Annotated in this window: 12 protein-coding genes and 2 tRNA genes; 6 read left to right on the forward strand and 8 right to left on the reverse strand. The window is 55.3% G+C overall.

What is annotated here, in order from left to right; all coding sequences use genetic code 11:
* Window positions 1–321: 321 nt before the first annotated feature.
* Window positions 322–3348, reverse strand: coding sequence for an SIR2 family protein (locus JNB88_RS26485; RefSeq protein ID WP_220358059.1), 3027 nt, complete (start codon window positions 3346–3348; stop codon window positions 322–324).
* A 789-nt stretch (window positions 3349–4137) separates the two neighbouring features.
* Window positions 4138–4329 (reverse strand): hypothetical protein, encoded by a 192-nt coding sequence (locus tag JNB88_RS26490; protein WP_220358060.1) that lies wholly within the window; start codon window positions 4327–4329, stop codon window positions 4138–4140.
* 373 nt (window positions 4330–4702) lie between these two features.
* On the opposite strand from JNB88_RS26490, the gene JNB88_RS26495 reads away from it, so the two are divergent.
* A complete protein-coding gene (locus JNB88_RS26495) occupies window positions 4703–5233 on the forward strand; it encodes a hypothetical protein (RefSeq protein WP_220358061.1) in 531 nt (176 codons plus the stop codon).
* Window positions 5234–5449: 216 nt separating this feature from the next.
* Here the strand turns inward: JNB88_RS26495 and JNB88_RS26500 are convergent, their stop codons facing one another.
* On the reverse strand, window positions 5450–6136 hold the full coding sequence (locus JNB88_RS26500) for a hypothetical protein (RefSeq protein WP_220358062.1): 687 nt from the start codon (window positions 6134–6136) through the stop codon (window positions 5450–5452).
* Between the two features lie 438 nt (window positions 6137–6574).
* Here JNB88_RS26500 and JNB88_RS26505 point away from each other — a divergent pair, with 438 nt between their 5' ends.
* Both JNB88_RS26505 and JNB88_RS26510 read left to right on the forward strand, forming a co-directional pair.
* Complete coding sequence (locus JNB88_RS26505) at window positions 6575–7531, forward strand: HNH endonuclease (RefSeq protein ID WP_220358063.1); 957 nt, start codon at window positions 6575–6577, stop codon at window positions 7529–7531.
* 646 nt (window positions 7532–8177) lie between these two features.
* The gene (locus tag JNB88_RS26510; RefSeq protein WP_338111044.1) at window positions 8178–8687 is read left to right on the forward strand and encodes a hypothetical protein; all 510 of its coding nucleotides are present in this window, start codon (window positions 8178–8180) and stop codon (window positions 8685–8687) included.
* Window positions 8688–8964: 277 nt separating this feature from the next.
* Here JNB88_RS26510 and JNB88_RS26515 read toward each other — a convergent pair whose 3' ends face one another.
* Window positions 8965–9249, reverse strand: a complete 285-nt coding sequence (locus tag JNB88_RS26515) for a hypothetical protein (RefSeq protein WP_220358065.1) — start codon at window positions 9247–9249, stop codon at window positions 8965–8967.
* A 652-nt stretch (window positions 9250–9901) separates the two neighbouring features.
* A tRNA-Glu gene (locus tag JNB88_RS26520) sits at window positions 9902–9976 on the reverse strand.
* Window positions 9977–10194: 218 nt separating this feature from the next.
* Here JNB88_RS26520 and JNB88_RS26525 point away from each other — a divergent pair.
* Window positions 10195–10527 (forward strand): YciI family protein, encoded by a 333-nt coding sequence (locus tag JNB88_RS26525; protein ID WP_220358066.1) that lies wholly within the window; start codon window positions 10195–10197, stop codon window positions 10525–10527.
* Between the two features lie 83 nt (window positions 10528–10610).
* Here JNB88_RS26525 and JNB88_RS26530 read toward each other — a convergent pair.
* From JNB88_RS26530 to gloA, 3 genes are all read right to left on the reverse strand, one after another.
* Window positions 10611–10685, reverse strand: a tRNA-Glu gene (locus JNB88_RS26530).
* 197 nt (window positions 10686–10882) lie between these two features.
* Entirely contained in the window at window positions 10883–11947 is a 1065-nt protein-coding gene (locus JNB88_RS26535) for a YcbK family protein (protein WP_220358067.1), read from the reverse strand.
* A gap of 155 nt (window positions 11948–12102) precedes the next feature.
* On the reverse strand, window positions 12103–12543 hold the full coding sequence (gene gloA, locus JNB88_RS26540; RefSeq protein WP_037128699.1) for a lactoylglutathione lyase: 441 nt from the start codon (window positions 12541–12543) through the stop codon (window positions 12103–12105).
* A 195-nt stretch (window positions 12544–12738) separates the two neighbouring features.
* Here gloA and JNB88_RS26545 point away from each other — a divergent pair, with 195 nt between their 5' ends.
* Both JNB88_RS26545 and JNB88_RS26550 read left to right on the forward strand, forming a co-directional pair.
* Complete coding sequence (locus JNB88_RS26545) at window positions 12739–13317, forward strand: cold-shock protein (protein WP_037128696.1); 579 nt, start codon at window positions 12739–12741, stop codon at window positions 13315–13317.
* The gene (locus tag JNB88_RS26550; protein WP_220358068.1) at window positions 13317–13799 is read left to right on the forward strand and encodes a DUF192 domain-containing protein; all 483 of its coding nucleotides are present in this window, start codon (window positions 13317–13319) and stop codon (window positions 13797–13799) included. Before JNB88_RS26545 ends, JNB88_RS26550 begins: the two co-directional genes overlap by 1 nt.
* Window positions 13800–13853: the final 54 nt, after the last annotated feature.

Genomic DNA, 13853 nt, shown 5'->3' on the forward strand with positions numbered 1-13853 from the left:
AATCATATGGATCATCACAGGGCTAGCTATAGGCGTAGACATAGATCCTCACAATCAGAGAAAATCAGATGTCTGCCATACCGCGACGGCCGTCAGCTTCGCCAGATGGGGTCTGCTTGTCGCTTACGCTTGTCCCCCTGAAGAGGTCCACTTTCGCGCACCGAAAATACCTTTGCCAAGGTCAGGGACATCTTCAGGGGCGGAAATGAGGGCTTCGCTGGCCTTGATGCGGGGCTTCACTCCCGGCACTCGGCACGCTGACGCTTTCCCGTTGAGCTGATCATGCAGCGCGGAGAAGTTCTTAACACGACCCAGGGTCTGTCAGGTTGCCTCGAACTCTTTCACTTCCCACACGCCACCTTCACTCAACTTTCCAATTGCCCGTTTTACCTGGGTGGCATTGGGCGATTTGAGGTTTACATCGCGCCTCAAGCGTACAGTGGCAATCAGCTCTTTCAAGTTCTGACGCTCTGCTTCCGTGTTAATCTCTTCTCGAAATTGTTTCAGGGCCGCTGCAAGCACATGTCTCAAGTACAAGTCGTTGCGTTTCATTGATCCAACACGTTTGGTGGCGCTTGCCAGCCATCCAGCTGGCTTGCTCCTGATTAGCAAGCAGAAAAGAATGTACCTTTTTATCGAAGTATCAATCGACTGGCTCTCCATCAACGCTAGGAAGACCTGCCCGAGCTTCCGGCTTCCAAAATAGTTGGCTGCATTTCCACCCATGGAAGACGGGAGGGCATAGGCAACTAGATTTTGCATCCGCTCCTTGTTGGTCTCCTGATCGGCATCGATATTGCTCTCGATCAAGTTTATGTAGGTAAAGCCGTTCCAAGAGACGTATTTTTTTTCGGCAATCAGAGGGATGAATATGCTGGCTACTTCGTAGGCAAGGGTATGTCCGTTGATCACGGCTATTGCGGCGGCTTTTTTTGATGATGCGCTGGCGTGCTTTGCGCTTTCAAGTGCGGTGGCGAGGTACCAAGCGTTGGACGTTACCGTTTTCTCTGATGCTATGAACTTAATGATTGATACCTTCTGATCCTCGGTACGTCGCTCGGCCTGGATCGACGTTTTCAATTCATCGAGATCTTGTGTTTTTGCCGGCCCTATCTCAATCCTCTCGGATACGGCTTCCCACAGCTCGCCATCCTCCTTTTCCACTTCCCATTTTGCGTTCTCGTGAAAATCTAGTCCGTCGATTGGATACTTTTCATAGAAGCTTTGCAGCGATAAGTTGAGCTTGGCAGTCAGATCTTCAAGAACTTCGCTGCAGTCCGGTAAGGTTCCGCACAAAACCTCCACCAGTCCGTCCAGCTCAAGATGTTTGTTCTCCTGAATGCAGGAGGTAAGCAAAGCGGGACGGGAAGATATATGGTGCCCTACAAAATAGCTGAAGAACATCCGGTATCTGAAATGGTAAGCGTTTCCGTCCTTTGAAATTATGCGACCGTTCAATAAGTCGCCGAGGATTTCTGTCGAACTGAACTCCACTAGATTGTGCGTCTTGTAGTGGTCACAAAACGCCCGCCAGTCCGCCTCCCAAAACGACGGGGTTGCTTTGGAAAACAAATCAAAGCAGAACGCTGAAATAAGATCTATTTTATCGACAGAATTAAAGGTATCAGCATAAGCATCGCTTGCTCGCTGTAGGGCTTCCGACACAAATCGGTCAACGATATGCAGCCTGGATACCGGAGAGAAGCTTCCATCTTTACACAATACGCTTCCGTACATGATGACATTGGAGGGCGTAAGTGGAATGCACAGCTGAAGCAAATCAGAATAGACCTTATCTACAATCTTTGACGTATCGTCAGAGTTGTAGTGAGGTCCGATTGTATGAATGACCGACCGGATATCCGACCTGGAAAGCCCCCTCAAATTGAACAGCCGAAAGTTCAATTCAGAGAGGCCATCATCGGCAGAGCTTGCAAAGCGAGACTTCTGCAGGGCGACAATCCGAATATTCGCATACATGCTTACCAACTCGCGAACCGCACGCTGGTGTTCCACAACAGAGAAGTTGTCCAGGATCAATACAAACTCATCGGTCGAAGCGATCGCAGCAAAATCAGGATCGCTCAGGATCGCCTTTCTGTACTTGGGCAAATTGTGGGCATCTCTCACGATCGCCTTCTTACCAGCAATCGTTAGATCGGATGCGATCCTTCGTCCGAGATTTGACAATCCGTATTCATGAGGGGCTACGATCGCGCAATGGAAGTCCCCGGCGATAATATCCGTTAAGCTGACTTTTGCCTCAGCCAGATTATTTGTGTCGTTTACTGCCGTCCAGATGTTTGGCTCGCAGTAGATTTGCTTGTCTCCTATAGTAAATAGATTGGTTCTATGCGAGACGGTCGGCGCGTCGCTGGTAGGCGATACCGTGCTCGCAGCAGAACCGGTTGCTGAGATTTCGGTTCTCCGACGCGGACGTGCTGTAGCAATCTCCTCCAGTATCGTATTCAACCCGCTGTGGTCTGGACGATTGCCCGACTTCGGCACAGGGTAGAATATTGTCTCAAGTTTGTATTTCGAGGCGTATTTTCGTCTCTCAGCTTGAACATTTATCGGATTTTCGGCCGGTACGCCGATTATTGCAAAGTGGCTATTGGCCTTGGGAAGCGGCTGCATGACAGAGTTGAGTTCCCGTTCAATGAATGGATCTGAAAAACCAAATCCGACCATCAGAACGCATCTCGCTTTGAATATGTTGCGTAGCGTTTCCTTGTTTGTGGGACCGATGTCGTAAAACTCCACGTAGTCCGACCCGCTAAGAATGATGCTATCCGCGTTTCCAGCTAGTCCGTGCCAATGGAGAATTGGCGCGTCATCTGTCGGGTTGTGTCGCAACCATTCATCAACCTCGTTCAATTGGCGCGCTGTGACACTTTGAACGTGCCTTGAGAACTGTTCAGCGTACGCCATCTCTAGGCCATGGTCATAGTTCAACGTCATGATCCGGTCGAACTTGGCTCCAAGTATTAGCTTGTGAGCTTCAGTTGGCCTTTCTAGCGAGCCATAGAGCTTTGAAACTTTGGCTTTGGTCTGAGCCTTTCCGACGGCGTTGTAAATTTCATCGACGACATACAGGAAGTCAGAGTTCTCCATAATAAGGGCAGCGGCGGTGTTCTCGTCCAAGCGGCCTTCCTTAGTTGCGTCTCGGACAAGGTCTGCAACCAACTGTCCCCAGCCTGGCAAATTTGGCATGCTCGTTCCAGCGCCAGTGAAGGTCGTCACTCCCTGGCTATCAATTGTGGATAAAAGCTTTTCCACGACAAATGCGTTGCCGGGATACTTATCTTCAAAAATCTTCATAAATCCACGCGCTTTAATGGCTGCCATCAGCATGCTCCGTCTGCGAAGGAGGTGTATGAGGCTGTATGTTGATCTATCCACTGTCGGGATGGGCCCCCGTCAGGGACCCATGCACTCAGCGTTTGCGACAGCATATCCATGGGGCGAAACCCACGGCAATCGGAAATTGCACTATGAGGACCGTTTTACAGCATTTTGCAGCCAGACTGTGTACGGCGAAGCCCATGGAAGCGCTCATCTCTTGATACGTGAAATTTGTCTGCCACTCTTCCGACGCGCCGAGGGCGATGCAGGCACCTTCTCGCGTCTCTGATGCCCCCGTCAGCGGCTTAAGCTGCTCACTGTGCTGCGGGCAATCGAGCTTGACTGCAAGGCGGAGCAGGAAGCGGGGGCGACAGCAGTCGTTTCACCCTTCGGTGTTACCATGGTGGGCAAAGCTGCCATGTCCAACGACGCCCATGCTCTCTTCATAATCGGTGAACACGGCGAGGGGGCAATCAAGCCGTGGTCGCTTACGCAAGTAACGTTTGAAAACGGCACGTTCGTCCATGAGAGCATGGGGGACCTTCTTCACGCGAGAGGGGGCGGAGAAAGAGTTTGTCATTGCGCAGGGCTTGCCATGGGACGGCGGCGACACGTTCGACGATTATTGTTGACGCCTGCTCAGTCTTTTTGACAGAAAGTCGGAGCTGAGGAAAAAGTACACGTCCGGCATAAACGGGGCGCGTGCCCCTCCGGCGCATTCGGCAGGCGGGGGGTAGGGTGTGAAAAGGGTCCCCTCCGACGCATACAAATGGCGATTTGGTAGGCCTCTGTTCATAACTGAATGATGCGTGGGCAGACCTGCCGCCAGACCGGATCGTAGATCTTCTCTACCGTGCCGAAGCCAGTGAAGTAGCGACACGTCAAATCTTTCCCGGTCGTTCCGCTACCGATGAGCACCGCTGACGAGGTAGCCAGCAGCAAAACGTAGGCGGCGATAATAAGCACAATGGCCAGCCGTATCATGGGAGCCGCCTTCCCTGGTCGTCTTGGGGAGGGCAGGCCGTGGGTATGCCTTGAGTATTCATGGGGCAGTTCTCTAGTTGCCAAACAGCTTTCGGCATATGTCGTGGCGCGAATTCAATGTTGCCAAAATCCGCGAGATTGGCCCGTGGCGCGCGTTTGGCCCGTCTGCGGTATTGGGCTGGAAAGACGGCCGAAGCGTGTCCTTGGCGAGCGTGATGGCGCTTCAGGGCTAAATGCTCGTGGACATCCGGCAACAAAAACTGTGGGAGAGCCAGAAACCAAATCGGAGCGGGAAGGGGATGGGATGCCCCTCAACCGTTGCTTTTGCTAGTCAATGCGGAGATGAGTGTCACTCCGGTGGGGAGGAATGCTGGTGAGGCTTCCAGGAATTTTCCTTTTCGTCTGCCTTGGCCTGACTGTTCCAGGGATGGCCAGCGCGCAAACGGCGGAGGAAACGGCTGCTTTTTTGTGGGGCGGAAAGTCGGACGTTGGCGAAGACAACCCTTACGGAAACCAGGAGCGGATATCCGAACACCCGCTTATGTTTAGGGATTGGCTAGACAAGGACAAGAACCAGGTCGATCACGATACGATGTTCGAGCATCTCGACGGTTGCCTGTTTCGCGTCACGTCCGTCTTCCCGTTGGGGGAGGCAAAAAATCAGAAGCTTGTCTCGGTCGTAGACTTTTCGAAAGCCTTCTATCCGCCAGACGTAAACGAAAGCGGGCCCTACAAGGGGATCTATCAGCCACAGTGGTTTCCGGGCTTCACCTGCCGGGTGGGGGAGGGAAGCACGGTTTGCAACACCGAGACGGAGACACCGGGCATCCGGCGCGATATCAACCGCATTCGTGCCGCTGTCAGGCACATGAATGACAACTATTGCAGGACGAGGGCGTTCTAGGTGGCAGCCGACGGTCTTCTTCAACGAACGCTCGCGCCCTACCCGAGGCTGGCTACCTATAGATCCGACTAACCCGCTTCACGAGGGCGTCGGTCTCGCGCATGCTTGACCGCAAGCCCGAAGGGAAATGCGAGCCTGAATGCAGGGCGGGAGGCTCGCCGCCACTGTGGGGCTTTCGGCCACCCCCATTCACATGGAAATGGGCACACTAAGTTTCTATTCGAACTGGCCCCTGGGATCGCTGCGGGCGTGCGGCAGGAGCTTGTAACTTTCCAGGCGAGCCATATCGAGAAAATATTGAGCCTTCCGTCCAGGTTCGGCGCGCAGCCATTCCGCGAGTTCCAGCTGTACCAGGCGCAGCCACTCCGGAAAGTTGTCAAAGTGGTTGAAGTCACCTTCAATGAAACCGACTAGGGCGTGGATGTAGATGCTGCGCCCGACACCAGGGAACGCATAGATCTCGGTCCCGCGTTTCCCCTCGGCGCGTTGCTCGATCAGGCGGCCTCCCATGTGCAGAACAAACTTGTCGTCCGGAAACCTCTCGTCTTCAAGAAACCAGCCGACAATCTCACGCCTACGTTCGTTGTCCTCCGCGCCGTGGAACGCTCCGAGGCCCATGTTGCAGATCGTACAACATGGCACGAGTTTGCATTGGCCGAACTGTCGCTGAATGTCCCGCTTGGTGACCAGTCCGCCATTCGCGAAGCGATGGAGAACGTAAACTGGCGGCTGGTGGTCAACCTTGCCCTCGCTCGGCATGCCGCAGTAAATGCACCTATCTCCCGCCACCGGTTCAAAGACGCGGGCGAAGCGCTCCTCGGCTTCCCGGCGGTTATACTTCCGCTTCCCGCGCTCTAGAGGCCGGTTGACTGGAACCGATTGGCCGAACAGGTCAAGCTCCACAGTGCGTCAGTCTCCTTCGCAGACGTCACACAATGGAAAGGGGCTTCGTCCGTAGTATTCGATTGGCGTGCCGCAATGGCCGCAGGTCGTATTAGCACGGGCGAGCTTCGCTGCCCTGGCAGCATCTTCGCGCTCGCGTTCGATAGATAGCTTATCCTCACGACGCCTGCGGAGTTCCGCAGCGACTTCCTCTTCCGTCCATCCCTTCGCCATGCTTCGTCCCCAATCGAAAGTTGCAGCGTGCTGCTGGACACATCATTTGTCGATACGAACTTTCAGAGAAGGTTAAATCTCTTTTGCTAGCGAGTAGTGGTGGCCGAAAATCTAGAGTGTGGAGTTGTGCTGCTTCTAATCCCTGGAAGCGTTTCAGCCGCGCCGTCCCCGCATGCTCGGACGAGCCAACGACTATCTACGTTTGTCGAATTCAAGGATACATGAATGTCTGATCTAGATGTTGCCGTCGCAAAAACGACTGGGGAACACACAGCGGCGCTCAATTGGTTTCGCGACAACACAGGCCGGACCGTCACCTGGTCTGAGATCCAAGCTCAAGCCGAACTGAGAACCAGGCTCGTCACTCAGGCAAAGGGTATCTACAAGCCGCACTACATGGAATACGCGCTGAGTGTCCGGCAGACGTTAGACAGTCCCTATGCTGACAAGGAGATACAAAGGCGACCGGATGGCAGTTGGGTCTATCCGTACTTTCAGGAGAACCCAGATCCGCGGCAGCGTGATAGGGAAGCCACAAACCGCGGGTTGGTCAAATGCATGAACGACGGAATACCCATTGGCGTTCTCATACAAACCAGGCCAAAGCCAGGTGTGGAATACGAAGTTCTCGGACTTGGGAAGGTATTGGAGTGGAAGGATGGCTATTTCATTCTCGAGGGTTTCTCGCGGGAGGGAGTTATCCACCGGGCCGATGCCGCTCGCGATCGCGCTGAGGCGGAGACATTATCCCAGAGCTTTGATAGTCCGAGTGCGTCCGATCAGCGGCAGAAAGCAATGGCCGAGGTCGTTCGTCGGAGGGGGCAAGTAAAGTTTCGTAGAGCTCTGTTGGAAGCATACGGGGATAAATGTGCGATCAGCGGCTGCGATGCTGTGGAAGCGCTAGAGGCTTGCCATATAGCTCCCTATCGTGGCGACTACAGCGACCACATTCAAAACGGACTACTACTCAGGGCCGACCTTCACTCTCTTTTGGATCTGGGTTTAATAGCGATTGAACCAGGAACAATGACGGTTCGTATCGCGGCCCAGTTGGAGGGAACGACGTACAGTGTACTTGCCGGAACGCCACTCCTGTTACCGTCCGACCCTAGCAAGAGACCTTCAATCCAGGCATTGGCTGAGCACTTCACATGGTCAGGTATTGTGGCATCGAGGGGTTGAGCAAGATCCCGATGGCTCGCTCCACTTGTCTGCACCGCTATCAACTCAGCGTAGCCGCGTTCGCGGTGCGGAAGAATGATCTGGTCAGACATGTCTTTCCCGACGAACCGAGAAGCCGTGTTGACCCGGTTACATGCAAGGGGTCCACACAAAATCGGCAGGTTCGACGGTTGGCTTGCGGGTAAAAAAGCAGGGGGTTACTATTGCTTCACTCTATGTTTCTGAGGTCAGCACGTGGCGCGTAAATGGAATGTTGGCCAAATCAATCGCAACAGTCAGAAGTTTGTGCGTGAGACCAAGGACCCGGGTAACGACCACGGCCAATATGTTTGGGTGGCTGAATGCCAACGTGAAACGGCCAATGGCGTTTGCGGTCATATCTACGGCGTTAACGGCTCGGATTTCTGGCAGCGGAAGTGTCCCGCTTGTCAGGGTGGCAGACCGGGCTTGCCGTTCTCCGAAATGAGATAATGTCGCCCGGAGCGATCGGGGAAAGTACAGCATGTTATTTCTTGGCTTCGATCCGGGTGGTGCGAAGGGGTTTGGTTGCTGCGCTCTTAGACCGTCCTGGATATCTACCGTTACGGTCAGCACAATTGCACAAGCAATCACTTGGGCGATTGCACAATGTGGCGACGATCGGCCAATGGCGGCCGGTATCGACACGTTGCTTCATTGGTCGGACGGCCCCTCGGGCTGGCGCAACGCTGACAATTTTCTCAAGATCGCCTATCCCGATGCCGTTTCGAGCGTTATGGCGCCCAATTCACTCTTTGGCGCCATGGCAGTGGGAGGCGTCGGCCTAGCAATCCGTTTACGGCACCACTGGCCGGATATTTTGCTGACCGAAACACACCCGAAGATGCTCTTTCACGCGCTTCGCGGCTCGAGGTACGCGAAAACGGACGTACCGCTTGCATTCGACTGGTTCATGACGAGAACTAGGCTTTCTGCCATCGAAATCCGAAATGAACACGAACTGGACGCCCTAATATCTGCTTGGGCTGCGCGAGAAGGCCTGCTCAACAATTGGCGCGATCTTTGTCAGCCGCGATCTCCGGATATGATTTTCCCGGCTGGCCCGGTCTCCTATTTCTGGCCCAATGAGGAAACCGTCGCGGCAGGCGGATCGCTTGGCGAGAGCGGGAGTGGATAGAGGGACATCCGCCTGGCAGCCGATGCCACCAGCGCCCGCAAACTGATCGATCAGCTCGACCAGGCAATTCTTGCTAAAGCCTTCCGGGGCGAACTCGTCCCGCAATATCCAACCGATGGGCCTGCTAACGTGCTTTTGGAGCGTCAGGGCCGACGGCCCGGCATCAAAGGCAAAGCGCGGACGCAAGGCATAATCCACAATGAGCAGGGTCCGGTGGCGGGCGGGTCGCAAAAGCGCCCCGCTTCCCAGCCCCCACCAAGACTACGCTTTGGGAGCATTAGCCTTTAACGGTGTCGTATGACGAGTTTTTCCAAGGGTATTTTTTGAACTCGTTTCGAATGGTTTTCCCCGGCATCACCGCTTCCCGGTCATCTTCATACTTCGATAGATCCGCTGTTAAGTCTTCAAGAATACGCCTTTTCTTAAAACGATTTGAAAGCGCGGTAACGCGGTAATTCTCCTGCCGGAAGGGCATGTGGAATTCATTTGCAGCTATTTTCTTAGCCCGGCGTTCTCGCGATTTCGAATAGAACTTCGGCACTTGCTCTTTGGACTTTGACATATACCACCCCGCTGCGAGTTAATAAGCTCGGATGCTACGCGGGGCGGATGGTTTTGCAACCACTATTTGTGGCTTAGCGCTTCCCTTGAAGTATAGTTCGGCTTTTTTTTCCTTGTCGCTTGTCGAGCCGCTAGAGGCACTCCCAACTATGATCATCGTGTTGATCATCGCTGCCGTTACCCCGAATGGCGCAAGGTCGAATGAGGATGGTAGCGGCGCGAACCTCAAAAAACGCTCTTCTAACAGGCCCTCGCGTACGCCCGAAATTGAAAAGGCCCCGGAACGTCTTCCGAAGCCCGTTTCCCCAATTAAGGGACGTTGCGTTGCATCGCGTAACCATCTCGCGAGGATGGTGGTCTACCGACCTTCTTTAGCGCTTGGCAGGTGGTCACTGCCTAAAAGGCTCTGGACGCTGGCACTTGGCCGTTGGTGAAGGAAACCGGCTTGCGGTGACCAGGCAGAATAGTGGCACTTTTGCGCGGTGGATAAAAGCCAGCAGTGTTGACCTGTCTTCAGATTTGCATCGCACACCGTACATGCTAGGCAGGCCCCGCTCGAACTGCCCCCTGACTGCCCCCAGAGCGATGACAATTAAAAATTATTATTCGGCTACGAAAATCGGACAATTCGTATTTGAAATCATTGAGAAATTTGGTACGCCCTGCGGTAGTCGAAACCGCCTTTACAGAATGAGAATCTGTTGTCCTAACCGATAGACGAAGGGCGCATTGATAAAAAAGTAGGAATGAACAGGCGGTTCGACAAGACGCCTAAGCTTTGAAATCAAAGATGCTGGCGCCCAAAGGCGGGGCCGTGTCTGCTCATGCACGGGCTTCAGCCCACTATAATCTTCGCAAGCGCCAGGCCATCATCGCTTTGTGGTGGAAGCAGTCATTGACATCAGGTTTGTTGCACCAACTTCCCTTTAAAGGATTGGAGGAGCTTATGCCAAAGTTTGTCACGATAGGATACGGAGACGAAGCCGACTACCAACGGACGGACAAGACCGTCCGTGACGATGCTCACGCGCATGATGCAAAGCTTCAGCAAGCCGGCGTCGAGATGGGCATAGCAGGCCGGGCCGTGCAGGTTAGAAACCATGGCGCGAAGGAAGTGACCGTTTCCGAAGGTGCATTCATGAGGTCCGAATTGCCTGTCGCGGGTTTCGCCGTCATCGAAGCGGCTGACCTAGCGGAGGCGATAGCAATGGTATCCAAGACGCCATGCGCTGTGGCCTACGGTGTCGTCGAGGTTTGGCCACTAAGGCAAACGCTGTAGCGCCGGGCGACTGGAAAGCCTGTTGGGCTAGCCACGGGTCGATTACAGCAACAATCTGAAAAATTCAATGAAATCAATCACGATGGCACGCCCTAGGGGAGTCGAACCCCTCTTCCCAGAATGAAAATCTGGTGTCCTAACCGATAGACGAAGGGCGCTTCCTTCGTGGTGGCGCCCTTATAGTCAGGCACTCTGAATCCCGCAAGCGGCAATTTCGATTTTTATCAAAAAAATGACAGGATTTTTTTGCGGGTGCGAAATGGCATTTATTGCAGCCGAATCAAAACGCTGGGCGACGGTGTTCAGAGACGTCGGCCCAAGCTCACGCTACGCTATGAGCCACAAATGGCGAGTGTCACAGCGCATGAGCGACGGCTGCCGCGGCTGGCCTGCCGCCGCAGCCCCAGTTCCAATCGCGGCTTCTTCCGGTATCGACGTGGACGGAGTCCGTATGGCAATAGGTGCCGACGCCGCCGCGATCCGGCAAGGAGCGGATGTAGCCGGCGATATCCCATTTCGACACGCCTTCGACCTGAATGTCGGCGGCGTCGCAGCTCTTGTGCATCGATTCTTCGGCGCCGCCGACCATGCGGTTGTGGTTCGGGTCGCGGTAGCCTGAGGTGACGACGACCGGCTTGCCGAAGTGCGTTTCGACCGCCTTGATCACGTTCAGAAGGTTCGGTTTGAAGCAGCCGACCTCTACCTTGTCATTTTGAAGATGCAGGCCGTTGGGCGCGATCCGCGTCATGCCGGGCAGGGAAGCCTTTTGTAGTAGTCCGGAAAGGCTGCCGAGGAGGTTCTGTCTCGGCGCGCTGTAGAGCGCGTTCATCGTTTGGCCCGCTAGTGCGCCGGTCGCGAGCGAAGCACTCTGAACCGGTGGAGCGGGCGTGCTCGCATTCTGCGACGACTGCTGCGGGAGCAAGGGCTGTCCCGGCTGCGCTTGTTGAGGTTGATCGACCGGAACCTGGCTGCTGTAGACACTGGAGCGTGCCGGGCTGACACCTACAGGTGCGTAGGCGTTGCTCCCGGAGGGCTGCAGTTGCGTGGAGGTCGGATTGTTCTGCGGCTGGGTGCGCATCGAGAAGATGCTCATTGCCTGGGCGTTGATACCGGTTGATTGCATCGCCAGGCCGCCGATATTGGCGGGGGCCGAGGCCGCTGTACCCACTGCCATTGGCTGTGGGTTCGGAGCCTGCGTTGGCTGAGCGCCCGATACGTTCGCGACCAAGGGGTCGCGATAGCCGGGTTGGGCCGGGGTAGTTGCAGTGGTCTGCGGTGCTGTTGCTGCCGGCTCAGCGGGCGTCAGAACAGCGGCTGCATCGGCTGCCTTCTTGTCCGACATGCAGCCGGTGAGCATCAGCGCCGATGTGGCGATCAGAAGGGCAGATCCGAAAGGTATCCGCTTTTCAAGAGCGAGCACGCGAGCATTCTCCAGGAAGCGGCGAACGCTGCGGAAAATCGCACCATTCGCCTCGAGTCGGTTGGAGAGTGCCCGCGCCATCCGGCTGCGGCAAGCGCGATGCGGACACGCCGGTCCGAAATCGAAAAAGCCGCAAGCCTCGCAAAAGCCTCGGCTTACCAGGCGCCGGTATTGCCCATCGAAGCCCAGGGCTCGGCGGTCGGAAGGCTGCCACCCTTCTGCAGAATCTCGATCGAGATCCCGTCGGGCGAGCGCACGAAGGCCATGTGGCCGTCGCGCGGCGGGCGGTTGATCGTGATGCCGTTGTCCATCAGCTTCTGGCAGGTGGCATAGATATCATCGACCTCGTAGGCGAGATGACCGAAATTGCGTCCGCCGGTGTAATCCTCGGTATCCCAGTTGTAGGTGAGTTCCAGGCAGGGTGCGCCCTTGGTGCTGGCCTCGGCCTTGTCGCTGGGGGCGGCAAGGAAGACGAGCGTGAATCGGCCCTTCTCGTTTTCAATCCGTCTGACTTCTTCGAGGCCGAAGAGCGTCGTGTAAAAGTGCAGGGAGGCGTCGAGATCCTTCACGCGGACCATGGTGTGGAGATAACGCATTCTGTTTCCTCTCTATTGCAGGGCGTTGAATTCTTATGTGGCGGGACACCAGTTTCGGGCAAGACAGCGGGGTATGATTGGCAACTGGGAATAATCGAAAAGTAGGACTTGCGCTAATCCGTTACCAACATGTTAATCTTGATCTCAAGAATCAGTTAACCGTAACAGTGTGACGCGTATTGAGGGACTGGCGACATGGCTGACAGAATTTCATCAAAGGAATTCACTGACCTCGATCAACTCGGGGGGGAAGCGGTCGACCTCATAGAAATCACGGGTGTGGTCAAGTGGTTCGACGTTGCCAAGGGCTTCGGTTTCATCGTGCCTGACAACGGCATGCAGGATGTCCTTCTCCATGTGACGTGCCTGCGCCGCGACGGCTACCAGACAATTCTTGAAGGTACACGCATCGTCGCGCTGATCCAGCGCCGTGAGCGGGGCTATCAAGCATTCAAGATCCTCTCCATGGATCAGTCGACGGCGGTGCATCCCTCGATGCTGCCGCCGGTGCGCACACATGTGCAGGTGACGGCGACCAGCGGTCTTGAGCGCGCGCTGGTCAAGTGGTTCAACCGCACAAAGGGCTTCGGGTTCCTGACACGCGGCGAGGGGACGGAGGACATTTTCGTTCACATGGAAACCCTGCGCCGATTCGGCCTCACCGAACTCCGCCCGGGTCAGGTCGTGCTCGTGCGCTACGGCGACGGCGACAAGGGCCTGATGGCAGCCGAGATTCATCCGGATGTGCCGAGCCCCGTGAGCCGCGCACACTGATGCGTATGTTCGCTGCCTATCGAATCAAAAGCGCCCTTGCGGCGCTTTTTTTCATCATCGCCTTTCCCGTTCTCTCCCAGCAGCCGATGAAATTCGACAAGGAGCCGCTGATCGTCCAGACGGCATCCGGCAAAAGGCTGAATTTCATCGTCGAGATCGCCGATACCAACGAACAGCGTGCCCGGGGACTGATGTATCGCAAGGAAATGGCCGACGATGCCGGCATGATCTTCGATTTCGGCGTTGCGCGGCGGGTGCAAATGTGGATGGAAAACACCATCCTGCCGCTCGATATGCTGTTCGTCGATTCGACGGGCACGATCCGCAACATCAAGGAAAATGCGGTGCCGTACTCCCGCGATATCATCGATTCGATGACTGACGTGAAGTACGTGGTCGAACTCAACGCCGGGATTGTCGGCAAGCTCGGCATCAAGGTCGGCGACAAGGTGATGAGCGCGACGACCACGAAGAGGAAGTAGGCTCGCTCGGGCGATCCCTTGGACCACTGAGAGCGACCGAACAACAGATCCTAC

The organism is Rhizobium cauense (assembly GCF_019511525.1).
Classification (GTDB): domain Bacteria; phylum Pseudomonadota; class Alphaproteobacteria; order Rhizobiales; family Rhizobiaceae; genus Rhizobium; species Rhizobium cauense.